20 protein-coding genes are annotated in these 24,248 nt (G+C 47.6%); 15 read left to right on the forward strand and 5 right to left on the reverse strand.

Annotated features, from left to right (window positions below):
* Positions 1 to 37: 37 nt before the first annotated feature.
* Positions 38 to 1,462 carry a hypothetical protein gene (locus DXZ20_RS07975; RefSeq protein ID WP_163697522.1) on the reverse strand — a complete coding sequence of 475 codons (1,425 nt, stop codon included), beginning with the start codon at positions 1,460 to 1,462 and terminating at the stop codon, positions 38 to 40.
* A gap of 128 nt (positions 1,463 to 1,590) precedes the next feature.
* On the opposite strand from DXZ20_RS07975, the gene DXZ20_RS07980 reads away from it, so the two are divergent.
* The 9 genes from DXZ20_RS07980 to DXZ20_RS08020 all read left to right on the forward strand — a co-directional run bounded on the left by DXZ20_RS07980 (position 1,591) and on the right by DXZ20_RS08020 (position 10,327).
* Positions 1,591 to 2,622, forward strand: coding sequence for a plasmid pRiA4b ORF-3 family protein (locus tag DXZ20_RS07980; RefSeq protein WP_163697524.1), 1,032 nt, complete (start codon positions 1,591 to 1,593; stop codon positions 2,620 to 2,622).
* Between the two features lie 164 nt (positions 2,623 to 2,786).
* Complete coding sequence (locus DXZ20_RS07985; RefSeq protein ID WP_163697526.1) at positions 2,787 to 5,087, forward strand: hypothetical protein; 2,301 nt, start codon at positions 2,787 to 2,789, stop codon at positions 5,085 to 5,087.
* A 198-nt stretch (positions 5,088 to 5,285) separates the two neighbouring features.
* Complete coding sequence (locus DXZ20_RS07990) at positions 5,286 to 5,630, forward strand: rhodanese-like domain-containing protein (protein ID WP_163662752.1); 345 nt, start codon at positions 5,286 to 5,288, stop codon at positions 5,628 to 5,630.
* Positions 5,631 to 5,748: 118 nt separating this feature from the next.
* Positions 5,749 to 6,219, forward strand: coding sequence for a globin family protein (locus DXZ20_RS07995; protein ID WP_006516398.1), 471 nt, complete (start codon positions 5,749 to 5,751; stop codon positions 6,217 to 6,219).
* Between the two features lie 37 nt (positions 6,220 to 6,256).
* Positions 6,257 to 6,937: a V4R domain-containing protein gene (locus DXZ20_RS08000; protein ID WP_163662750.1), complete on the forward strand. Its 681-nt coding sequence runs from the start codon at positions 6,257 to 6,259 to the stop codon at positions 6,935 to 6,937.
* Positions 6,937 to 7,227, forward strand: a complete 291-nt coding sequence (locus tag DXZ20_RS08005) for a hypothetical protein (protein ID WP_163697527.1) — start codon at positions 6,937 to 6,939, stop codon at positions 7,225 to 7,227. The genes DXZ20_RS08000 and DXZ20_RS08005 overlap by 1 nt, the downstream gene beginning before the upstream one ends.
* A gap of 57 nt (positions 7,228 to 7,284) precedes the next feature.
* Positions 7,285 to 7,779 (forward strand): globin family protein, encoded by a 495-nt coding sequence (locus DXZ20_RS08010; protein ID WP_163662744.1) that lies wholly within the window; start codon positions 7,285 to 7,287, stop codon positions 7,777 to 7,779.
* Positions 7,780 to 7,866: 87 nt separating this feature from the next.
* Positions 7,867 to 8,532: a V4R domain-containing protein gene (locus DXZ20_RS08015; protein ID WP_006516394.1), complete on the forward strand. Its 666-nt coding sequence runs from the start codon at positions 7,867 to 7,869 to the stop codon at positions 8,530 to 8,532.
* A 37-nt stretch (positions 8,533 to 8,569) separates the two neighbouring features.
* Entirely contained in the window at positions 8,570 to 10,327 is a 1,758-nt protein-coding gene (locus DXZ20_RS08020) for a serine/threonine-protein kinase (RefSeq protein ID WP_163697530.1), read from the forward strand.
* 9 nt (positions 10,328 to 10,336) lie between these two features.
* Here the strand turns inward: DXZ20_RS08020 and DXZ20_RS08025 are convergent, their stop codons facing one another.
* Entirely contained in the window at positions 10,337 to 12,256 is a 1,920-nt protein-coding gene (locus DXZ20_RS08025) for a DUF1565 domain-containing protein (protein WP_163697532.1), read from the reverse strand.
* A 313-nt stretch (positions 12,257 to 12,569) separates the two neighbouring features.
* Between DXZ20_RS08025 and DXZ20_RS08030 the strand changes: the two genes are divergently transcribed.
* The 5 genes from DXZ20_RS08030 to DXZ20_RS08050 all read left to right on the forward strand — a co-directional run bounded on the left by DXZ20_RS08030 (position 12,570) and on the right by DXZ20_RS08050 (position 18,288).
* Positions 12,570 to 13,607, forward strand: a complete 1,038-nt coding sequence (locus DXZ20_RS08030; RefSeq protein WP_250565677.1) for a thiamine phosphate synthase — start codon at positions 12,570 to 12,572, stop codon at positions 13,605 to 13,607.
* Positions 13,608 to 13,628: 21 nt separating this feature from the next.
* On the forward strand, positions 13,629 to 13,856 hold the full coding sequence (gene thiS, locus DXZ20_RS08035; protein WP_163662735.1) for a sulfur carrier protein ThiS: 228 nt from the start codon (positions 13,629 to 13,631) through the stop codon (positions 13,854 to 13,856).
* A gap of 210 nt (positions 13,857 to 14,066) precedes the next feature.
* On the forward strand, positions 14,067 to 15,020 hold the full coding sequence (locus tag DXZ20_RS08040) for a DUF1517 domain-containing protein (protein WP_163697534.1): 954 nt from the start codon (positions 14,067 to 14,069) through the stop codon (positions 15,018 to 15,020).
* Positions 15,021 to 15,327: 307 nt separating this feature from the next.
* Positions 15,328 to 16,422, forward strand: a complete 1,095-nt coding sequence (locus DXZ20_RS08045) for a YdcF family protein (RefSeq protein WP_163662731.1) — start codon at positions 15,328 to 15,330, stop codon at positions 16,420 to 16,422.
* A 117-nt stretch (positions 16,423 to 16,539) separates the two neighbouring features.
* Positions 16,540 to 18,288, forward strand: coding sequence for an ABC transporter ATP-binding protein (locus DXZ20_RS08050; RefSeq protein ID WP_163697536.1), 1,749 nt, complete (start codon positions 16,540 to 16,542; stop codon positions 18,286 to 18,288).
* 111 nt (positions 18,289 to 18,399) lie between these two features.
* On the opposite strand, the gene DXZ20_RS08055 is transcribed toward DXZ20_RS08050, so the two are convergent.
* From DXZ20_RS08055 to DXZ20_RS08065, 3 genes are all read right to left on the reverse strand, one after another.
* Positions 18,400 to 19,620: a type II secretion system F family protein gene (locus tag DXZ20_RS08055; protein WP_006516386.1), complete on the reverse strand. Its 1,221-nt coding sequence runs from the start codon at positions 19,618 to 19,620 to the stop codon at positions 18,400 to 18,402.
* Between the two features lie 124 nt (positions 19,621 to 19,744).
* Positions 19,745 to 20,896 (reverse strand): type IV pilus twitching motility protein PilT, encoded by a 1,152-nt coding sequence (locus tag DXZ20_RS08060; RefSeq protein ID WP_163662728.1) that lies wholly within the window; start codon positions 20,894 to 20,896, stop codon positions 19,745 to 19,747.
* 143 nt (positions 20,897 to 21,039) lie between these two features.
* A complete protein-coding gene (locus DXZ20_RS08065) occupies positions 21,040 to 23,052 on the reverse strand; it encodes a GspE/PulE family protein (protein WP_163697538.1) in 2,013 nt (670 codons plus the stop codon).
* A gap of 458 nt (positions 23,053 to 23,510) precedes the next feature.
* On the opposite strand from DXZ20_RS08065, the gene grpE reads away from it, so the two are divergent.
* Positions 23,511 to 24,212, forward strand: coding sequence for a nucleotide exchange factor GrpE (gene grpE, locus DXZ20_RS08070; protein ID WP_250565678.1), 702 nt, complete (start codon positions 23,511 to 23,513; stop codon positions 24,210 to 24,212).
* The last annotated feature ends 36 nt before the right edge of the window (positions 24,213 to 24,248 follow it).

The raw sequence follows: 24,248 nt of genomic DNA on the forward strand, positions 1-24,248 counted from the left end.
CTCAAATGTAAGTTAAACCGATAATTTTAGCTATTCACTAAAATCCTTTACCCTTCTTTTTCTTTTTTGCCCCTTTACCTTTCTTACCCAATGCCTTGACCTCTTGCAATGGTGACTTACGAGGCTTTACAGGCTTAAGGGGCTTTACAGGTGCTGGAGGCTCAGCAGGCGCTTTACCAACGGAAGACGGTTTCTGCTCAGCTTGATTCGGTGTCATTTTCCCAGCCACATCTGAGAACATAGCCCCCCAGTCGCTTTTTTCAGAAGGCTCAGTGCTCAACGGTTCAGATTCATTAAACGTGTCAGTAAACCGTTTAGCCTCCGCCTCAAAGTCTGCCTCCGTTTGACAGTCTGGCTTACCCCAACGATGGATAAAGCTATACTGCCAGAGAGGTCCCGGCCAATGCTTTAGCAATGTTCCTTTGTGATTAGTTGCCACCTGAATGGCCGACTCATAAACCGAGTCCGTAATCACCCCTGCCGTGCGCAAAAAGTCATATACATGGGGAATTCCCCACAGCGTTGCAAATCCCTTCGATTGGCGGGAAGACAAAAAGCCACCAATCAGCTGGCTGACATAGCGATCCAGATTCTTTGCATTAATGCTAAAGAAAAGGTCTGAATGGGAGAGTTGTTTTTTAGACAGATCCCGTTCTTCTAAAGCACTCATGACTGCTGACCAAATCGCCTGACTACAGACAAAACTCAACTGATGCTGATTCGCCATGTGGATATTGAATCGCAGCGATAATTGAGGAAAGACTGCGCTAAGCTTCTTTTGAAATAACGCTATGATTTCAGGCCCATCCAGCACCTGGCCAGATAGGTTTTGGGAAATTTCCTGTTGTATTTCCGGTGTCTTTTCAAAGTCAAAGAGTTTAGCATCCTTTCCCCAAGCCTCCCAATCAACTGACTGGCCTTGCTGAACTTGCCGATAGGCTTGCTCCAACAAATCAGCAATGACAACTGTACCAAACGTATCTGATGAGCCTCCTATCAAGTCTCTGGAGGTGGCGACAGGCGTATACACAGCACGGCTTACCTCAACCGCCTGATCTCGGGCATCATAAAAGCGCAGATCATCCATCATAGGCAAAAGAAAATCGATGCTTTTAACTGGGTTTTGCTGATAGCGAGCCAGTTCTGAGGCGATTAACTCTAACTCTCGGTTAAAAAGCGCTACTCGAATGGGGAAATTGTCAAAATAATAGAATGCTTTCTGGTATAGCTCAGGCTGTTGCTGCTGAAAGATTTCTGTAAAGGCTAATGCCTCCTCAATTAAGTTGTTTCCCTCCAAGTCACATTGCACATCTATCAGCAAGGAAGCAATATCTTCCTTTTCCGCAAACGTTAGCGGAATGGGTTTAGAAATAGCCTCTAGCAAAAGCTGGTGCTGCTCCTGGGGAGACGCCTCACTAAAGTGTTCGTACCATTGATCGAAATCTTCTATAAATAGAGACATAGCAAGCTGATAGCAGGTGAGCCTTGGCCACATGCTATCGCGATCCTTATATGTTCCTGTAGCTACACCTTAATGTTTTAATACAGAGCAATAATGATCACGGTAGGTCAAGTACAGGTGCACTTCAGATGGCGAAGGTCAAAAAGTCGGAAAACGTACCCAAGGCCATGCAGGCCAAGTTCGACAGCATTGTGACCATTACCGACGAGTTTGCCAAACAATATCTGAATGATGAATATGCTCAGTTCATTCGCTATGCCGTTGCAGCCCTATGTCGTAAACGACCATCGCCGTTAGCCAAGGGGCGCGATAAAACCTGGGCCTGTGGCATTACCCACGCCATCGGTATGGTCAACTTTTTGTTTGATCCGTCCCAAGACCCACATATCAGTGCCAAGGAGTTATATCAAGCCTTTGGAGTAAGCAGCAGTACTGGACAAGCCAAGTCAAAACTGGTGCGCGATATCCTCAACACCCATCAAATGGATCCTGATTGGTGTCTATCTAGCAAGTTAGACGACAACCTCATGGCCTGGATGATTTCGGTGAATGGATTTATGGTAGATGCCCGCTCAATGCCCAGACATATTCAAGAAGAAGCATTTGCTAAAGGCTTGATTCCCTATCTTCCTGACAGTGAAGAGGAGGCTCAGGTAGATGCCTCAATGCCAATCCATAGTAAAACAGAAGCAACGAAGCAATCTGATGAAACATTGTTTGTTTTATATGTCGTTATCATTGCTGGGCCAGTAACAGACGAGTTTATAGAAGAAAATCCTGAGATCTCGCGCACCATTGAAATTAAGGGCAGTCATACACTTAAAGATCTCCATAGGCTCCTGTTTAGTGCCTTCGATCGAGAAGAAGAACATCTCTATGAATTTCAGTTAGGGGGACGGGGACCCAATGACCCTAATGCAACCAGGTATGGGGTGCCAATGCCTGGTGACCCCAGTTCTGTCAACGATGTTGCTAAAGCTAAACTAGCCTCGTTAGGGTTATCTCAAGGAGACTTCTTTGGCTACTGGTTTGATTTTGGGGATGACTGGTGGCATCAGATTGCGGTGATGGATATTAAAGAGAAAGCACCTAAAGGGAAATATCCCAAAGTGACCGCAAGAGTTGGTGCTAGCCCACCCCAATATGCAGAATTTGATTGAGATCAAGGTATGAAGCCTCACAGAGAATTAATCGGGTTGGATTAATATCTCCTAATCGTTGTTTTGTATCAGATTATTGCTTGATTTCTCTATCCTATTGGCCCAAGGGTGCTACCACGTATACTACTGAGGAAGGTGTCATATAAATTGGGATAAAATCATCAGTGTTTCCTAAATACCTCCAATATTGGCGCAAAATAGGGCTAATTCCCACCCTTGCTTTTAGCCTTTTCTGCATTACCTCAAAACTGCCCCAAGCCAGTGTCTTAGCAGAAACGTCAGGTGCTACAACTGCCACCTTTGACCTCAATGCTGATCTGCAAGAGCAAGCGGAATTTTATAATCTGCCCTACCCCTCAGACTTTCGTCTCGATGAAAATGGACAACCTGATCTGTCAGGGTTTCCTGTTTTCTCAAAACATGGTGTTGGTCTATTTAAGCGCCTAAAAAGCATCGCTAGCGATCGCCCTGGATTTCCTACCACTGCTGCAGGCTATTTTCGTTTTAATCAACCCCTCGCACCCCTCAATATTGATGACCTGATCCCAGCTGACAGCGATTCTCCTATTCTCTTGATCGATATCGATCGCAACTCGCCAGAACGGGGTCGCCTGTTTCCCATCGTTGCCACCACTCCAGAACCTGATCCCTATTACGTGCCTGAATATTTACTAGCAGTCTCTCCCTATCCGGGCATTGTGCTTAAACCCAATCGCCGGTATGCCTATGTGGTGCAAGATTCCCTAAAGGATATTAACGGCCAAGCGCTAAAGACCACCGACATCTTTGCCCAACTGAGAACAGGTAATATTCCTCAAGGGCAAATGAGACGCAAGTTCCTGGCCTACGTTCTCTATCAGCCTCTGTGGGAAACGCTTGACCAATTAGGTGTTGATCGAGAGAGCGTAGTGGTTGCCACGGTGTTTACCACGGGTGATGTGGTGGCTGACATGGCCAACCTTTCTAATCAAGTCTTAGAGCAGTACCGTCCTGATGTGCGCTCATTCGCGTATGATCCCAATCACGTTATCTCGGATCTTGACTACTGCAAATTTACCGCCAGGATAAAACTACCCCAATTCCAAAAAGGCTTTCCACCCTACTTCTTTTCTGAAGAGCAAGAAGGTCTGTTTGTGTTTGATGCCAGTGGCGACCTAAAACGCCAACGTTATCAAACTGTTCCTTTGGTAATTACGTTGCCAAAAACGCCGATGCCGCCAGAGGGCTATCCATTGGTCGCTTACTACCACGGGACTGCTGGGCTGAGTACCCAAGTGGTCGATCGAGGACCCGTCCCCAGACCTGAAGTCCATCGATTGCTGAATCAAAGACCAGTACCGGAACTGAATCGATTGCCCGATCGAGGACCGGCCGATGTAGTGGGTCGTCATGGGTTTGCCTCAGTGGGCAGTGCGTTACCGCTGAATCCAGAACGTCTTGATAATGTTTCAGCGGTTGTTTTTTCTGAGTTGTTGGATGGTCGTATATATTTGAATCCGGTTAATCTCTCTGCCTATCGCGATACCTTTCGCCAGGGAGTGATTGAGCAACGTCTTTTGCTGTCAGCTTTGGAGCGTTTACAGATTCCAGCCGAAGCACTAGCAGGTTGTGAAGGTCCCTCGTTACCTATGGGAGAAACTCATTTTCGTTTACAAACGGATTCAGTCATTGCTTTGGGGCAATCGCAAGGGGCCCAATATGCCGTGATGATGGCAGCGGTTGAGCCAAAAATCAAAGCTGTTGTTCCCACTGGCTCAGGAGGCTTTTGGGCTTTATTGTTTTCCATCTTGACGAATTCTGATCAACGTCAGGAGGCTTTAGCAAGATCTTTGCCTGATTATTGCCAAGAGCTCTTGTCGAAAGGTTTGCCTGAAGAAGAATTACCAGGTGATTGCACAGTAGATGACTTTCGAGAGATTGGCAGACTATTAGGGCAGGTGCTCGAACGCTCGGAACCGCTAAACCATTTGTACCCGGCGTTGCGTTTACTACAAAGTTCTTGGGAGCCGGTAGAGCCCATGGTATATATGCCTCGGATTGCTAGACGACCATTGCCTGATCATCCGGTGAGATCGATCTATCAACCTGTTGGGCAGTTCGATAGTGATTTCCCTGAAGACGTCTTCAATGCAATGGCGCTGGCGAGTGGTGTTCAACAGGCGGGACCTACACTTTGGCCTGGAATGCAAGCATCTTTAGCATTAGAGGGATTCGATGGAATCTTGTCCTATCCGGTTTCTGACAATTTGATCAGTGAAACAGGCGTTCCTTACACTGGGATTGTGGTGCAATATGAGGGAGATGGTATTAAAAACTCCCACACTATTTTTTCTCAAAGTCTCAGTGTGAAATACCAATATGGTTGTTTTATGGAGAGCATTCAGGAACAGGAGTCAGCTACTATACTGGCTCCCCGAGCATTCTTGCCTCCTTGTTTGTTTCCATCCATATGGCCATTGCCTTAGTGCCATGGCATAGTGTCACGTCTATGAAAAGATGCAATATTTTGTTTTATGAGGTGTAGAGGATGTCTTCAAAGATGGCGAGCTTGGGTGCTGAGTCAATCATTTCCATTGAACTCAACTATTGTTATTTAGCTTAATTCAGAGAATTAAAGCGTTACCCTAATCAGAGATAGGCGATCAGTCGATTAGGAAGGAGCTATGTACGGAATTGTAGGTGTTGAGGAAATATCAGCTCCGGACTTTGCCCAGCGGCTGGCAGAGGATGGGTTACAGCTGGTAGATGTTCGAGAACCAGAGGAAGTTGCGATCGCACACCTCTCCAACTTTATCTATTTGCCTCTGAGCCAATACGCTGACTGGGCCGATCAAATCTTTACCCATTTAGATCCCAGTCTTGAAACCATTGTCATGTGCCACCATGGCATTCGTTCAGCCCAAATGTGTCAGTGGTTACAGCGTCAAGGGTTTGAGCGCACCAAAAACCTGTCTGGTGGTATCGATGCCTACTCTCGCCTAGTAGATAATACCGTTCCCCGTTATTGATGACTTAGAGGGGCTGCCTCTGGTAATTTGGTAAATCTAAGATTGAGTTGAGAGTCTATGTTTGGCCAGCTACTGCTAGGGCACTAGCTCCACTCACTGCTCACCACTCAAAAATTCCATGCTTAGCCAGCTTCAAACCCTTGTCCGTGAAGTTGATGGACGTTATGCCACCGACACAGAGCTAATGTTTTTGCAAAATTACCTGCAAACGGCTCGTCTACGGTTTAGTGCCTATCAAAAAATTCAGAAAGCCGAGACCGCTATCATTCAACAGGTCAAACAAAAACTAAAGGCTACTGACCCTCAACTGCTCCGGCGGGGCAAAGTTGATCTCAGCGCTAAGTGGCAGCGGGATGCTGTGATCGGGTTTCGCTACTGTGCCCATGCGCTACTAGTAGCTGACGAAGAAGGATTAGAGGAGCGTCTTTTGCTGTGGTTTCAGTCCATCATACGTTCCTTTAAGGCCCAGCAAAGCTGCGACATTACCTACAAAATTATGCAGGATGTAGTGCGTCAGCATCTAACGCCGCAAGAAGCAGAGCTATTTTGTCCAATTTTGGCCCAGGCTAGACTTTTGCTAGGGCAATAGCGTTACCCTGAAGGTACGCTCATGTATCGCAGGTCTTATGGATATTCCATCGGTTGGCGCCCACAAGTTGCGTCAGCAATATCCCAATAAACACAATTACTATAAGTTTGCCGATTTTTTCCAGTTCAATGCATCTAAGGGCACTATTTCTGACTGGCATGGCAGCCGTAATATCCTGACAAGTGAAGATTTCATCATTGGTTTGTTAGAGGGCTTGGAAGAAGAAGTGGGAGCCGCTTCAGCCGCTGTGATGTACTCCATTGGTTTGGAATGGGGTAAACAAGACTCATTATTTTTTGACCAGTGGTTTGAGCGGGAGTACAACGTTAGTCCCCAGCAGGCTAACCTTATGTTTCTATTAGAAACCTGGTGGTGGCCTTTTACGGCCCAAGGTTGGGGCCGTTGGGAAATTGACATGGCCGATCGCACCCAGGGGTTTATGTTCATTAACCTCTTTGACTCAGCCGTTGCACGCACTTTGGGGGATGTGGGTAAACCCGTCTGCTATCTGTATGCAGGACTGTATGCTGGCTTTTTTACTGAAATGGTACGTAAACAGCTTAGCTGCATTGAAATTCAGTGCTATTCCATGGGGGAAACCTACTGTAAGTTCTTATTGGGGGCCCGAGAACGAATTGATGCGGCGGCGTTTTGGCTAAATGAAGGGGCGACAGCTAGCGATATTCAAAACCGGCTGCGTTCCGGAGATTCATTGTGATGGCTAACGATGTAATCAAGTCTAAAGTGAGCAGTCAGCCCCTGGAACTTATCTCAGTTGGGGAGTTTTTTCAGCAAATCAACTGGTATGGCAGGACAATGCCTGGTATGGATGAGGCAGACCTGGCGAATACTCCCTATGAAACGGTTGGGCAATTTTTTGCTACATTTCCTTGGCAGGGAGCAGGGGGGGCTACGACTGCTGACGATTGGGATGCAGTGAAAGATGATGAGACTGCCCCCATTGAACAAGCTACTCTCACGCTAGAAGACCTATCGGCGCTATTTTAGGTCTGTCGGTTATTTTGAACACGCTAGTTTTGAATAAAATTGCCCTCTAGCATCACCATGACAACGCCTCCTAGCCAGCACATTTTGCGACAGATTGAGCTTCAACCAGATAAGAGCTATCTGACACCTCAGGAGTTGAGTAGTCTGGGCCGGTATGTTGGCAGCTTAACGGACCGTGTCCGCGCATATCGCCAGCTGCGTGAGTGGGAGGTTAACCTGATTCAAGAACTGGTGGATCGGCTGCCGACCGAGCTGAAGGAAAATACTAGGGCACTGGAACAAAGTATCAAACAAACGATCTTGATCCTGCGCTATGCCGCTTTAGGCATGCTGGTGGATGACGTACATCTAGGGCGACGTCGCTTAGAGGGATGGTTGCCAACGATGGTGATGGTTTATCAGACCCAATCAATCGATGTATTGCTGCAAAAATCCCTCAATCAACAGCTGCCCAGGCTATTAACTGACTCCCAGTTTGCTTTACTACAACCAGCCCTAGAGTCAGCACAACAGCTCTTAAAAGATGCCGTAAAAGAAGAGGGGGCAGAATAGAATTTCCATTCTAAAAAACTTGCCGATGATAAAATTTCTCCACGTAAGCGTAGTTTCAGTACGAGAACCTTTGAGGGACTCATTGTAATGGTATTAGTCGCCGATTTACTTGCAGACACTAATCTGACGTCCAACTACTTTGCCAGTGATGTCTATGTGCATGGCAGCCTAGATCTGGGGTTATTGGAGAATCGTCGTGGTGATCGGCTACTGGCTTTACCAGAAACCCTGATTCGGGCAATTTATTCAGGGTTAGATAATGAAACTGGTCAGGCCTCAATGTTGGTGTTATATAACTGTGGGCGCTGGTGGGGGAAAAATTTTTACACACGCTTTTGCGAAGAGCTAACTGATTACCACAATCGTTCGATATCCAGTTTGTCAATGTCTGAGTTTATACAGGCTTTGCAGCAGTGTTGGGTGACCCATGGTTGGGGGCAAATCAGTTTGGATAATACCTATAAACCTGACGGATTTTTGGTGGTAAAAATCCGCGCATCGGCTTTTATTGACTATGCTCCTCAGTTAGAAAGACCTGTAGGATTTCTAGAGATGGGCGCATTACAAGCATTTTTCAGTGAATTGAGTGAGCAAACGTTGCACTGTGTACAAACAGCTTGCGAGTCATTGGGGGCTGAAGAAAATTGTTTTGTTCTGGGTGTCGAAGAGCGATTGGCCCTGGCAGAGGCAGGTGTAGAACAAGGGCTTTCCCACGCTGAAATTATGAGCTTACTGGTGGGCCAGGGAGCTTAGTCGCGTGCCAACGGATTGATAACGGGATTTAGTGAACATGAGCCATCAGCGGTCTAGCTATCGCCTGTTGGGGCTGGTCGGCAACGGTCAGTTTGGGCGTGTGTATTGCGGTGTGCATCGCAAGACCGGGCAACTGGTCGCCATTAAGTATTTACATCGTCATAGCTTATCAACCCATGCGTTTTTGCGAGAGCTTCACTGCTTATTGAGTTTGTCGCATCCCCATATAGTTGCCTGTCACGCTTTAGAGCATTGTGAGGATGGGCGGCGGTTGGTCTTGGAATATTGTGCCGGTGGTACATTGCGATCGCACATGCTCAGCCCCCTCAGCGTGGCTGATATTCTCACCCTGGTGTCAGATGTGCTCTCGGGGCTGGCCCATGCCCATCAGCAAGGCATTATCCACTGCGATATTAAACCCGAGAATATTTTGCTCAGCTACAGCGATGGTCGCTGGCGAGCCAAGATCTCAGACTTTGGTATTGCCAAACTTACCCAAGACCAGCAAAATCACGAAGGCACAGGACAGACGGGATCCCCGGCTTACATGGCACCAGAGCGTTTTTATCGCCAGTACTCCCCATCAGCAGATGTATACGCAGTTGGCGTGATGTTGTTTGAGCTGCTAGTAGGTCAACGCCCCTTCACCGGTACGCCTATGGCCTTGCAATCAGCCCATTTAAACCAGCCTGTGCCTGATGCAGACCAACTTAGCGAACCGCTGAAACATATTATTGCCAAAGCCTTAGAAAAGTTGCCTGCGCGCCGCTATCCAACCGCTGCGGAAATGTTGGTTGACCTCAAACAATTAGATCCCTCTAGTCTGAATCTTGGACAGTCGCTTAACGCCCCAAAGATCGATTACGTTTCCTACACGGGCAATCCCCTACATCGGCTGACTCAACCAGTCACCCATTTTCAAAAGCTATCAGCGGCATCCATTACGCAGGATGATGAGTCAGCTGTCGAGTCCACAATGCTGATGGTCCACGGTTTACAGCTTGCTACTCTCCAACAGCAGTCACTCAACGTCTCACCGCAAATTCTTGATGCGTCAGTACAAGGGCTACATCTATCCCCAGCCGGACTGATGGTGAGTACGGCATATACCCTTTGGCGTGGTGCAACCCCTGAGTGTTTGACCTCCCTGAGTCATTGGCCATTGCCTGCCATGGCTGCCGTGGCACCGCATCAACGTTGGATAGCTACGGTTAGTCCCAGTACCAAACAATTGACCATTACCCAATTACGTGAACCGACTCAGACCCCTGTACGTCGGCCCTTGCCTCCAGATATTGAGATCCATCAGGTAGTGGCGATTGATAAGGCCCACATCGGTATTTTGGCCAGTAGTGCTGGTTCAGGCAGCCAGCTGATGTTGTGGAACCGTCGAGGCATGTATCTGACCTCACTGGATTTAGGGATCACGCTGCAGCAGCTTACGCCCACAGATCAGCGCCATCAATGGATGGCTATCGATGTCCATGCACCTCACACCGTTGTCTTTCTCACCCTCAAACCCCTGCGCATGACACGCATGATTTTGGATATTTGCCCGGCGCTAATGCTGGATTTGCCCTGGGGATATCTTTTCAGCAACACTGTAGGACGCATGTTACTGCTTGACCGCGATTTCTATCCCATTGGGGGGATTCAGGGGCCAGCTGGGGTAACTGCACTGACTGCTATGAGTGCCCATGAGTTACTAGTGGCCACATGGCAAAACAAACCGATTGGGCTCGGGGCGCTCCATAGGTTAAACCTGCAAGAATTTGATCTGGGTATGATTTTTTAAATGCCTCAGTTAATTGCGTAAATTGACTTGTCCATCAATGCCATTCTCTTCCAGCCATTCTAAGCGCTCTTGAGCATCAGCCTCATTGACATAGGCTCCGGCCTGCATAAATACTTGACTGCCCATCTGTGTACGAAAAGCATCAGGGACCAAGCTCTGAAGTTTCTCTGCATCAGCCATATCTACGAGCACACGATAGCGAAACGTTGCAGTTAGGGCGACTGAGCCTGGCGGTGTCAGGCTCAGTGATCCACTCCGACTGGGAATGGCTATCGATGGCACAGGCAGCCGCTCACCATTGGTTGTGGCTGTGGGTATATCAGGGCGTACATCGGGGGTAGTGAGGTCACTACTGTTCTCTGCTCGTGGAGATGAGGCTGGCTCAGGTCTGCCATTGAGTCGGGTTAACAGTTGCGAAACACCTTCCCGTTGTCCAGATGATGAATTGTTTTGGTTAATATTCGGTGCACTGGCTGGAATAACGGCGATGGGGATAGCATCATCAGTACTGGTTTCGGTTGGAGCCGCAGCAATGTCCTCCGTTGCAGTCGGGGCGGCTTCATCAGCGACATCAATAACGATTTCGTTGGCCTCTGATGATGGGGCCTGGCGGGTGGATGATGGGGCCTGGCGGGTGAGGGATGCTTGAATATTGACGGGGGCTGGGGCAGCCGATGAGATGGCTAGATGCTGTCTGTAAGATGCGATCGCACCCGTTGGCTCATCAGTTTCATTGTCATGAGTCGCTGTGTTAACACGCTCTAGTCCATCGTCTGGTTCATGAGTCTCAGATAAACCTTCTACAACCGGATTGAAATCAGCTGTAGCTTGGTTGATGGCTATATCAGTTGCAGGAATATCAGCTTCGGGCTGTGCCAGTTCTGTTGTTTCTGCTTGCACATCAATAGGACTGCTAGTCTCAGAGCTGTTAGTCTCAGAGCTGTTAGGGGTAGATGCTGGCCTTGTTAAGACCGCTGGCCTTTCCTGTACTGACACCGTAGGTATTCTCGTTTCATGGGAAACCTCAGATACTTTAACGGCGACGATATCAGTAGAATTCTCAGCTATAGCGGCTGTAGTGGTGTCTACTTCCACCACACCATTGCGCCCATTGTCATCCAGAACATTAGCTTCTAAAACAGGACGGGCATTGTTTTTTAAGGCAATTCCCACCTCATTGCGTGTAATGCGATTATTGTTAATAACGGGAGTCGCCGGGTTGGCCACAGTGATGGCTCGGCCTGTCGTTTCAAAATAGTTGCCTCGCACAAGGGCACGACTATTTCCCTGAATGCTTAAACCGTAATGGTTACGGTTGAAATAGCTGTTTTCAATGACAGGATCACCATGGGTAATCTGAATGCCCGCAACAGCGTTAGCAACAAGCGCGACTCTACGCAGAATCGGTGAGCCTGCTGAAATCCACACGCCGTTTCCCTTAGAGTTAGAGATGACGACATTGGCAAGACCGGATCGATCAGCCGCCAATATAGTTGCATTTTGAGTGCCGTTGCCATCACGGAAATCTCCTCCACCCGTAATAATTGTGTTGCGGGTTTGACCTGCATTTCCCTGAATCGTAATACCTGGTCGTAAACGCAACGGAAATTGTTCCCCTGACTCTTGGCTGTAGTGCCCCGGTGCTAGCAAGATTACCGTGCTGGTGTTGGTGGGAGCCATCCGTAAGGCTTGGGTAATCGTTTTATAGGGTTGTTCGGCACTGCCAGCACCTTGTATATCAGTGCCTGTGGCTGCATTGACGTGCAAGACACCATAGCTTTGAGAGGCTTGACTCATGCTGATGGTGTTTTGTGCAGTCGAGCCATGTTGGGCTTGTGCTCGTGCTGGAAGAGCCGTCATGAGGGTGGCCACGCTTAGCAGCACTACCCTGTCCAGCAGGTGTTGTTTTATTCGTTTTGTTGCGTTCATCGTCGAATCCACTATCGTGATTGCCCGGAAAGTCTATTTCTCCCGGCTATTTGCGATGACGCTCTGCCCACCATCCCAAATCTATGGTTAGTACTGCAAATGTGCGGTGGGTGCGTGAGGCAGGATGTCGTTAATGCCTAGATTGTTTATGCCTAGCGATTTTGATGGGGGGGTGAAAAAATGTCAACCCCCTTGTGACAGATTTCTTTGATTTTCTATGCTTGGCCACCACAAAAACTCAGATTAGTTTACGCTGATAACGAATTTACAGCTGATACGATGGGAAGGCTTTGCCTTCATGCTGATCTTGTCTATGCACTCTGAGCCAATTGCTGCAAAACAGTCTCAGAAAGTACTGTATCGAATTCTAGATGCCAACCTGGACCGGGCTCGCGAAGGCCTCCGCATTATTGAAGAATGGTGTCGGTTTGGGTTGAATGATGCCACTTTGACAGAACAAATTAAATACCTGCGTCAGACCCTGGGCGGTTGGCACAGCGATGATATTCGTCAAAGTCGCGACACCCCAGGAGACCTGGGTACGGCCCTGAGCCATCCCCAAGAAGAACAGCGAGATACTATGCAAACAGTGGTAAAGGTCAACTGCTGTCGCGTTCAAGAGGCACTGCGAGTGCTAGAAGAGTATGGCAAGCTCCATGCTAGTGAAATGGCAACGGGTGCCAAGCAGATGCGCTATCAGCTGTACACGTTAGAAAGTAAGCTGCTGGGCCATAATGTGCGGCAACTTCTGGCCAAAGCGCGCACTTATCTCGTGACATCTCCCCATGATCGTTTACTAGATGTTGTGGAGTCGGCTTTGAAGGGGGGGATTGATATTGTTCAATATCGTGAAAAGCAAGCCGATGATGACGTGCGACTGGAGTTGGCCAGCAAGATCAAAGCCCTTTGTCATCAATATGACTCGTTGTTTATTGTGAATGACCGAGTGGATATTGCTGCAGCTGTCGGGGCAGATGGCGTGCATCTGGGGCAACAAGATTTACCCATGGCAGCAGCGCGTCGCATTCTGGGACCATTGCCCATTGTGGGGCGCTCCACCACAAACTCTGTAGAAATGGCTAGAGCCATTGACGAAGGCGCTGACTACATTGGCGTTGGGCCAGTCTATGCCACACCTACAAAACCTGGAAAAGCTGCGGCTGGTTATGACTACATTCGCTACGCTGTAGAAAATGCGCCGATGCCCTGGTTTGCTATCGGTGGCATTGATCTAACCAATGTGGCCTTAGTGCGAGACGCTGGTGCACCCGGTGTCGCCATTGTGCGGGCTATTATGCAAGCCGATGACCCGCTCCAAATCACTCGTTCCTTTAACCAGCATTTTGAGTAATAGATTCCTTTTCCCTTTCCTATGAACACTAGCTCTGAAGCAACCAGCATTATGCTGCAAGTCAATGGTGAATCGAAATCCTGTGCTGAGGGGACGACGTTACCTCAGTTACTGATTCAGCTGGCTATGGATCCACGTTTGGTCGCTGTGGAATATAACGGTGAGATTTTGCATCGTCAGTTTTGGGAAACGACTGTGATGCAAACTAATGACCGCTTAGAGGTGGTGACCATTGTTGGCGGCGGCTGATCGTTCACCAGGCTTCGTTAATCAGTGTTAAGAATCGTCGAGGCTTGTGTGTAGTCGGTCGGCTATGTAGGGGCGGTAATCCCGCCTCTTTTGACTCACCATATGGTCTAACTAAAAACGTTAAAGTAAGGAGGGCTACACCTTGGTGGGTTTTCCCGCCTGAGTAGAGCCTTAGTAGACCTGTCTCAGCGTTTTTCTATACCCTGCATCATGAGTCGATTTAAGCTAACCCGATTTACGTCTTGGTTACGCCCACTGCTCAAGCCGTTCTTGGTTTGTTTCCTGGCATTGGTTCTAGTGTTCTCTCAGGCTGATAGCGCTTTAGCTGCCCGTGCTGGCGGGCGCATTGGTGGCGGCAGTTTTCGGGCTCGCCCATCCTCTGGTCGGACGTATTCGTCGCCCCGTAGCTATCAAGGTCCGTCTCGTGGTTACTATCCTGGCGGCGGGTTTGGCTTTGGTTTTCCACTGGTGATGCCGTTGTTTGGTTTTGGTGGCGGTGGCCTATTTAGCTTGCTAATCTTTTTTGCGATCGCATCCTTCCTGGTCCGCAGCTTCCGCTCCACTGGCTTTGGCGAAGGAGAGACTTACACGCCTAATCCAAAGGTTTCTGTCGCTCGTTTACAGGTGGGATTACTGGCCAAGGCTCGCCACCTTCAGGACGACCTTAACCGCTTAGCAACCTCCTCAGACACCAGCTCATCGGCTGGGCTGAGCAAAGTACTACAAGAAAGTACGCTGTCGCTGCTACGTCATCCCGAATACTGGGCCTATGCAGATACTGAAACCGTCCAAACCAAGCTAACGTCTGCTGAGGTGGAATTTAATCGCTTGGCGCTGATGGAGCGAAGTAAGTTCAGCCATGAAGCAGTTTCTAACGTTAATAATCAAATCTCTGGTGGTAATAGCGCTACGTTGCCCGACGCTGACGGCAATTTACAGAGTGGTGAATACATTATTGCAACCATGATTGTTGCTGCCCAAGGTAAGTTGACGCTGCCTAACGTGAATTCCGAGCAAGACTTGCACAAAGCCTTAAACCAAGTTGGGGCGATTCCGAGTGATGAACTCGTGGCGGTTGAGGTAATGTGGACGCCCCAGGCCAGTGGTGAAACCTTAACGAATGATGAGGTTATTGCCCAATATCCAAATTTGAAGTTGGTTTAGGACTGTAACTTATCAGTTGTAGCGACATTGATTAGCGATGCTTAAACGGGAGTCCATCTTTTGGGCTCCCGTTTTTTATTGGACCCTTTTTTATTGGGTGACTTAGGCCCTGCATACGTGAAATTTTGTTTTGACGATTACCTTGATGTCCTATTGTTTTGACAAATGTTTTTCACTTTCGAGCCTATCTAAGTACAGATCCGGGTATAGTGGTTCCGGCTTGAGGGGCCGACCCGGTAGCCGAAAATGAACTAATGTGCTTAACTTTTGAACAATCTCCCTTGCGCCTGTTTTTTAGAAGGTTCCCATGCTTGTTCTGCTTACCCGTGTTTTACTTTGGGCCACTCTTGGACTCTTAGTTTGGTACATTCTGACTAAAATCATTCCAAAACAGTACCTGACTTGGTTTGGCGGAGTAATTGTTCTGATTCTGATTGTTGCCTCCTTTGCAGATCCCAATGATGAAACAATTGGAACTATTTGGCGGCTGCTCTCATTGCCATTGACGCCTCTCGGGGCAACAATTTTGCTGTTGGGATCTGCAATCAGTGACGGTGTGGGAAAAGTAAAAGGGCAGCAGGTGGCAGCGGCCTTGGCTATTTTGGTCATTACCAGCCTGCCGATTTTTAGTCGCTTCATCGTTGCCCGCTCAGAGCTAGAAGTGCAGCAGGCATTTGCTGCAAGAGCGGCCCAGTGTGCTGAGGTTTGTCCTGCCGGTTTAGAAGGACCGCGATTAGACCGGACAGGGGCGATTGTGGTGCTGGGTAATGATGCTGGAGATTCGCAAGGAGCCGTTGCCTTTCAAAGTGCGAGTGATCAAGCATATAACTCAACGCTGGTACCCCGCTTAATTTATGGATCTCAACTTTATAATGAGGCTCGTCAAGCAGGTGCCGATCCGTTTGTAATTGTGACCGCTGACCCCGGTGGAAGTGGTGAAGCTAGTCAGGTCAAGCGCCAGAATATTAGAACGGTTCTGGTTAATAATGGAGTGCCTGGAGAAAATATTCGTTTTGAGTCCACTGGTTTGAACGTCCATGGCACAGCTGATAGGGTAGATCGTTTTTTGCGTAATCAGCAGGTACTACCGGCGAGAAATAATCGCAATGAGCCGACCGATCCACGGATTATGCTGGTGGCTCCAGCCATGACGATGACACGCTCGGCATTGACCTTTGAGAATATGGATATGCAGGTCATTGCTAAGCCGACAGATTTTTACTCAGTCAATACATGGTCCGGGAATGATACGTTTTCCCGATTGCCTGACATCATTCCTAATGTAGATGCCCTACAGCTAACATCCCGCTATTGGGATGAAGTGCTGACATCCACCTACTATTTTCTACGGGGTTGGCTCCCTGACTTCGACTTTGGTTGGGACTCTAATATCGAACTCTAACATTAGCCATCACTGCTTAGGGTCATCACCGCTCAGCTTGTACTAAAAGGCAAGCTGGGCTTTAGGGTACTACGATAGTGAAGCAGCGATGGCTGCAGAAGCGTTTCGAGTACTTTTATGGCAAAGTCTAGGCTGCAGTATCTAACCAGCTATCTTCAACCACATCGTCGACATCTTTTCGTGGGTATTTCAACCCTCTTGGTGGTTAATATCCTGAGCGTATGGATTCCCTTAATTATTGGTGATGCAGTTGAGCGCCTCAAAATTGCCTTTAGCCAGGGCACTATTTTGCGCTATGTGCTGTTGATTTTGGTATTAGCCACGGTCATGTGGGTAATACGTATGGCGTCACGAGTGCTGATCTTTGGTGTGGGGCGTAAGGTTGAGTTCGATCTTAAACAGCGCATTTTTGAGCATTTGCTGTCGTTAGAGCCTGCCTATTTTGCAGAAAATACCATTGGTGATCTGATCAACAGAGCCACCAGTGACGTGGATAATATTCGCCGGTTATTAGGGTTTGCCGTACTTAGCTTGGCGAATATCCTATTTGCTTATAGCTTTACTGTGCCAGCGATGCTGCGTATCAGTGTGCGTTTAACGTTGGTGGCGTTGGCTATTTATCCGGTCATGATGCTATTGGTAGGCTCCTTTAGCAATCGTCTGCGGCAAGAACAGTTGGATGTTCAACAGTCACTGTCTGACCTGAGCACCCTGATTCAAGAGGATATGAGTGGCATTGGATTGATCAAAATCTACGCTCAGGAGACAAACGAGCAACAAGCGTTTGCTCAGCGTAATGATGAAGTACTGGAGGCTAATTTATCCCTGGCTCGTACCCGTAATACGCTCTTTCCGTTGCTGGGAGGTTTAGCTAGCCTAAGTTTGGCCATTATTTTAGCGGTGGGGGCTCGCAGCATTGCTGCAGGCACGTTGGCTGTAGGCGATTTTGTCACCCTTTTGCTTTACGTCAATAACCTGGTTTTTCCAACCGCTCTGCTCGGATTTACGATTACGTCCTATCAGCGGGGTGAGGTTAGTGTTGACCGCATTGAGGCAATTTTTGCGGCTCAGCCGAGGGTGGCGAGCGTTGCCAAGGCATCATCTTTGCCTGTGGGTGAAGTATCTGGCCGATTACAGGCTCAAGGGTTGACTTATGCATATCCTGGCACTGATACGCCAGCGATTCAGGATATTTCGTTTTCTATCGAGCCTGGGGAGACCGTTGCTTTAGTGGGCCCCATTGGTTCGGGTAAATCTACACTGGCCAAAACCCTACCCCGGATTTTAGAAATTCCGGAAGGGCACCTGTTTATAGATGATTACGATGTGACCCAGGTAGCTCTGCCAGATCTGCGACGGGCAATTGCTTTTGTTCCCCAAGACAGTTTTTTATTCAGTACCAAAATTAAAAATAACTTGCGCTATGGGGTGCCGTTGGCAGAAATGCCTGAGATTGAGCAAGCGGCAAAACTCGCTCAGATTCGGAACGAGATTGCCAATTTTCCTAACCAATATGACACCGTTGTGGGTGAGCGCGGGATTACGTTGTCTGGAGGTCAGCGACAGCGAACGGCGTTGGGAAGGGCACTGCTGGTGGATGCTCCTATTTTGGTACTTGATGATGCCTTGTCTAGTGTTGACAACCAAACGGCAACTCAAATTTTGGATAATTTATCCCACGGTACCCAGCGCAAGACGGTGATTTTTATTACTCACCAGATGTCAGCTGCGGCAAATTGCGATCGCATTATCGTAATGGATCAAGGTCGCATCGTTCAGACAGGCAGCCACGATAGTTTAGTCCGGCGTGCTGGTTTATATCAGCAACTTTGGAATCAGCACAAACTTAAAGAAGTACTCCAATAGTGCTTATAAAACCCATGGATGTTTAGCTACAGCTAAACATCCATGGGTGCAAAATTGAATTACTATTTGCCATTGTCCAACTCATTCAAACTGGGGCTAATTCAGGCTTCATTAGCTAATTGCGCCGGGCAGTGCAAAGATCGGCAAATACATAGCCACCAAGATTGAACCAACCATACCCCCCAGAAAAATAATCATAATGGGTTCCATAATGCTGGTTAAGGCTTTAACGGCTTGTTCAACCTCATCCTCATAAAAGTCTGCGACTTTCATCAGCATTTGGTCTAATTCACCTGTTTCCTCACCAATGCTAATCATCTGAATGGCCATAACAGGAAAGACTTGGTGTCTTTGTAAAGCCAGGCTGATCATGCCCCCTGTCTGAATCTCTGAACGAGCCTCTTCAATTGCATTGGCAATCACCTGGTTGCCAGAGGTATCTCGAACAATTTCTAAGGCTGTCAAAATGGGAACACCTGAGCGCGAAAGTGAGCCAAATGTGCGGCAGAATCTTGCAGTTGCTGACTTTTGAACTAAATCACCAAATAGAGGCAGCTTCAAGAACAGACGATCCATTGTTTCCCGGCCAGCGCGAGTTTTGTAGTACTGTCTGTACGCAATTCCAGCAATCACTAGGGCTGCAATCGTTAACAAAACCAGGAGAGGATTACGCAGAAATCGGCTTATGTTGATCATAAACTGCGTAAAAGCTGGCAGCTCTGCCCCAAGCTCAATAAAGATCTCTTCAAAGATGGGCAACAGGAAGACCGTCATACCAATAAAAATGGTGACCGCTAGAACCCCTACCGTTACTGGATAAGCCATAGCAGACTTAATCTGGTTCTGTAAGCGATTTAGATCCTCCAAAAGCTTTGCCAGACGATTGAGAACCTCATCCAGCACACCACCGACCTCTCCTGCCTGAACCATGCTCACATAGAGCAGATCAAAGCTAGCTGGATGCTTGCGCATCGAGTCAGATAAGTTGTTTCCCTGTTGGACATCAGAGTTGATCTCCAGCAGGGCTTTCTTTAACTTGGGGTTAGGGCATTGCTCACCCAAAATTCCAATGCCTCTGACTAGGCCAACCCCAGCATTGACTAGAGCCGCAAACTGACGCGAAAAAACAGCCTTATCCTTAACCGAAACCTGAACTAGAGAGGTTTTCATATCCTCCCAATTTAAATTCAAGCCTCGATCTTGCTTAATGCTCTGAATATAAACTCCACGCTCCTTAAGCATGGTGCGAGCTTCACCAGGCGAATCAGCAACAACCTTCTCACGTCGCGTGCGACCTGTGGTGTCTCGACCTGTAGCAACATAGGTAGGCATGGATTTTACCTCTGCAAATTTTAGGCTTATAAGTTATGGAAGGCTTTATACAGCGTTGCCTGATTTTTAGGCAACCCCCAACGTTAACTAGTAAGGAGTTGGTAAATCAGACATCAACCTTTAACTAACGGCGTGCACCAGTAGCAGAACGACCACGCTGTTGATTCCTGGGAGTACCGGTACCACTAGTGGTACCGGCACCACCTGCATTGATCAAGCGCTGTAATTCGTCAGCTCGGGACGATTTGCCTATGGCACTTTCAAAGCTAATCGTGCCAGCTTTATGCAAATCCGCTAAAACCATCTCTAACGTCTGCATGCCCAGCTTACCGCCAGTTTGAATAGCACCATAAATTTGAGCGGTTTTACCTTCTCGGATCAAGTTAGAAATCGCTGGGGTGACCACCATAATCTCTTGAGCCATTACACGACCAAACTCACCAGGTTTGGGATTTGCTTTAGGAACAAGGGTCTGACTGAGAACGGCAACCAGAGAATTAGAAAGCTGTACGCGTACTTGCTGTTGCTGTCCCGGTGGAAACACATCAATCATTCGATCTACAGTTTGCGCCGCAGAACTTGTGTGTAAGGTGCCAAAAACAAGGTGTCCTGTTTCTGCCGCTGAAATTGCCAGGGAGATCGTTTCTAAATCCCGCATCTCACCCACCAGAATGACATCAGGATCTTCCCGTAGCGCTGCCCTAAGTGCGTTGGCAAAACTCTTAGTATCTTCACCAATCTGGCGTTGATGAATCAAACTCTTAATGGGCTCATAGACAAATTCAATCGGGTCCTCGACTGTCAGAATATGCTCAGCCCTGGAATGATTAATATCATTGATCATCGAAGCCAATGTGGTCGACTTGCCCGACCCCGTTGGCCCAGTCACCAAAATCAACCCCCGGGGCTTTCGAGCTAGCTCAATTACGATATTGGGGAGACCTAGTAAATCTGCACTTGGAATTTTAGAACTCAGCGCTCTTAAACAGGCGGCATAGGTGCCTCTGTCCTTATAAACATTGACACGAAAACGCGCTAAGCCTTTAACACCGTAGGAACAATCCAGCTCCCAAGTCTGCTCTAGGTGTTTCCGTTGGGTATTATTGAGCATGCTGAAAATCAGTCGTTGGCACTGTTCAGGTGTCAGCGGTGGATGTTCAGTCGGGGTGAGGTGACCACTAACCCGAATGTATGGGGGCAAACCTGCTGAAAGGTGAAGGTCAGATCCGCCTCGCTCAACCACCTCTTCCATCAAGTCTTCGATCATCATTTCCATAGGGCCACCTCGGGTAGATATCTACAAAATCGTTATAAGCAGAGAAATAAAGGAAATAGAGAAGCTGGTCAGCAGAGCTCAACATAAGTAATGGAGATGATTGTACCCATTTCAACCTTATGAATTACATCTAGTTAGCTTAGTTAACTAGTTTGGAAGCGCGGTGTTAGACAATAAGGACAATCCAACCAGTCGTGGTGTAGTTCGGCACCACAGGTGGAACAGCTTAAAACACTCTTACGTCTGGCCTTGAGCTCGGCCTCCAAGCCTGTATCGGTGAATGTCACGCGTTCTACTTCTTCTAATGTTGTGTAGCCTTGCTCCACAAGATTAAGACTGTAAGACAGCAAGGTTTGCATTCCTTCTTCGACGGCAGCCTCCTTAATATGTTCTGCAGGTGCCCCATCAGAAATCATTTTCTGCAAGCCTTCGGTTATACGCATAACCTCATACACACCTACTCGGCCCTTATAGCCTGAACCCTGACAAGTTTGGCAAAGCGCACCGGTATTATTATCCGTTTCAGCTTGCTCTGGAGAAACCGTATGGGCTCGATAAAACTTAATGTCACCGCTAGAAGAACTAAGGCCAAAGCGGGCCAGCTCTTCACTACTGGGGGTATAGGCTATTCTGCAATCGGTGCATACTCGCCGTACCAGACGCTGTGCCAGCACACCCACTAATGAACTGGATACTTGGAAAGCTTCCACCTCCATTTCATTTAGACGGGAAATGGCACCTGCTGCATCGTTGGTATGCAAGGTCGTTAATACAAGGTGGCCGGTGAGTGCTGCTTCAATGGCTGTTTTAGCTGTTTCGGTATCACGGGTTTCACCGACCAGAATTACATCGGGGTCTTGCCGTAAAAATGCCCGCAGAAGCAGTGGAAAGTCGATGCCTTTTTCACGAATGACTTGTACCTGAGTAATGCCCGGTAGAGCATATTCAATTGGATCTTCCGCAGTACTTATATTGATGCTAGGATCGTTGCGCTCTGCCAGGACTGAATAAAGGGTCGTCGTCTTACCTGAACCTGTGGGTCCCGTTACTAGAATCAACCCATAGGGGGAATTGGTCATCTCCCGAACGATATTCAGAGTTTCATCATCCGTGATCAGCTTATCCAAACCAAGCTGGGTATTGGTATTATCTAGAATTCGTAAAACGACTTTCTCACCATAGCGACTAGGAATAGTACTAACCCGAAAGTCAACTTTACGTCCTTGGAATACTCGCCGAATCCGACCATCCTGGGGAATACGTCGCTCTGCAATATCTAGCTCAGAAATGATTTTTAAGCGGGCTGTAACCGCTGGGATAATCTTTTTAGGAAATTTTTGAAAGGCCTGACGTAGAACCCCATCACGGCGAAACCGAATACGTAAAAAGTCTTCCTGCGGCTCGACGTGAATATCAGAAGCCCCTTCTTGGAGAGCCTTAACTAATATTTTATTAACTAATGCGATAACAGGAGCTGCACCTGCATCCTGAACTGCTGTGCTTAAATCAGCTTCTTCATCCAGGGCATCTTCAAGTCCGGCATCATCAAGGTCTAAATCCTCTAAATTTGAGTTAACATCTACAGCCTGTTCAAAATCTCGTTGCTTTTCCTTGGCAACTTGATCATCTAAATATGCCGAAATCATCCGTTGATAGTCTTCAACGGTGATAACCATGCGGCGTAACTTTAGATTTTTCGGGCGTAAGATGCGATTGAGATCATCCTGAGCCTCTAAATTCTCTGGATCCACCATGGCCACGAGTACCGTGGAAATATCATCTTGGGTGGTTTGAGAAAGCGGTAGTAAACGATGGCGGCGACAGATATCAACGGGAATTAAACTGTCAATTAAATTGCCAACTTTTGTATCAGATACACTTTCAAGCTCTGGATCTAGTGACTCTACCCCGTAGAGGATCTTAAGTTCGAATAGCTGTTGTTTCTTATACTGTCGTAGGAGTTCTGGACTCAGCTGCTGACCAGTCAGTGACTCTAATACATCAGTTAACGAGCGTCCTGACTTTCGACTTTCAACCAATGCCTGTTGCATTTGGTCAGTATCAACGTAACCTGCTTGAATTAGCTGGTTGCTAAATGGTGAAAAGCTTCTTTGTAGAACAAGCGCTTTCCGAGATGATGATGAGGAATTGGTCATAGTCGCCGCAGAAAATCCTTACAGAAGGTTGCCCACAAAACGCTTTTCTGTAGACAGCTACAATCGGGGGCTTTATCCTGTAAATTCAGGATGCTCCCAAACGTTGCAGCGTATCGTACAACGCTGCTTCATTTCCCGATAATAGCTTGAACAATAGCATCCAGCTAGCCGCAATACTGGCATTGTGAGTTGAAAATGAATATGGCAATCGAAAATATATGTGATGCCTGCCCTAATTTTATGTAGTCATTACGTTGCAAAATGCACTATTGTGATACGTCTAAGGTGATTGTATAGAGACTACAGACCAGGGTGGTGTTGGGCTTTCTAGGCTAGAAACGTGGTTTTTGATCTGGATCCTTACATAAACGGGGTCTTAGCGTGGCGCAACTCGCTTAAAATATCAGCGTCTAAGGCAATGGTTACCCCCTATGTTCTGTTATTGATGAGGTTAAACGATGGTAGAGGACGTTAATCCGGCAGAAAACGTTAATCCAGCGGAAAGTAATTCTATGGAAGAGGATGAAGCCTCTGATGTGATCAATGAGGTGGATGAAAATATTGAAGAGCTTAAGGTTGAAGACGCTGATATAGATATAGATTTTGAGAATGAGTTGCCTGAGGTTGCCTCCAATGATGTAGCGGCTAAGGGGGCGGATGCTTCTCCAGATGATTTGGCTGCTATCTCTAATTTGGAAGAACAAGTAGCACAGCTAAAAGTGCAATTGGAGGATAGGAGTAGTCAATATTTAAGGCTGACAGCTGATTTCGAAAACTTTCGTAAGCGTACGAGCCGTGAGAAAGAAGACCTTGAACTTCAAATCAAGTGCAATACCATTAGCAATATGTTAGAGGTTGTGGATAACTTTGAGCGGGCTCGGGCTCAAATTAAGCCTCAAAATGACGGTGAAATGGCTGTTCATAAGAGCTATCAGAGTGTTTATAAGCAACTGGTGGAAGCTCTTAAGCGTATCGGTGTGGCTCCAATGCGAGCAGAGGGTAAAGAATTTGACCCTAATCTACATGAAGCCGTAATGCGTGAACCGACAGATGAGCATGCTGAAGGTACAGTTATTGAAGAATTAGTAAGGGGATATGTTTTAGGGGAGCGAGTTTTGCGTCATGCCATGGTCAAAGTTGCTACTCCTTTAGAGGAATAACTCCGAACTTCCGAACTCTATTGAAGGTAAAAAATA

It is taken from the genome of Adonisia turfae CCMR0081, from assembly GCF_011009555.1.
Lineage (GTDB): Bacteria > Cyanobacteriota > Cyanobacteriia > Phormidesmidales > Phormidesmidaceae > Leptothoe > Leptothoe turfae.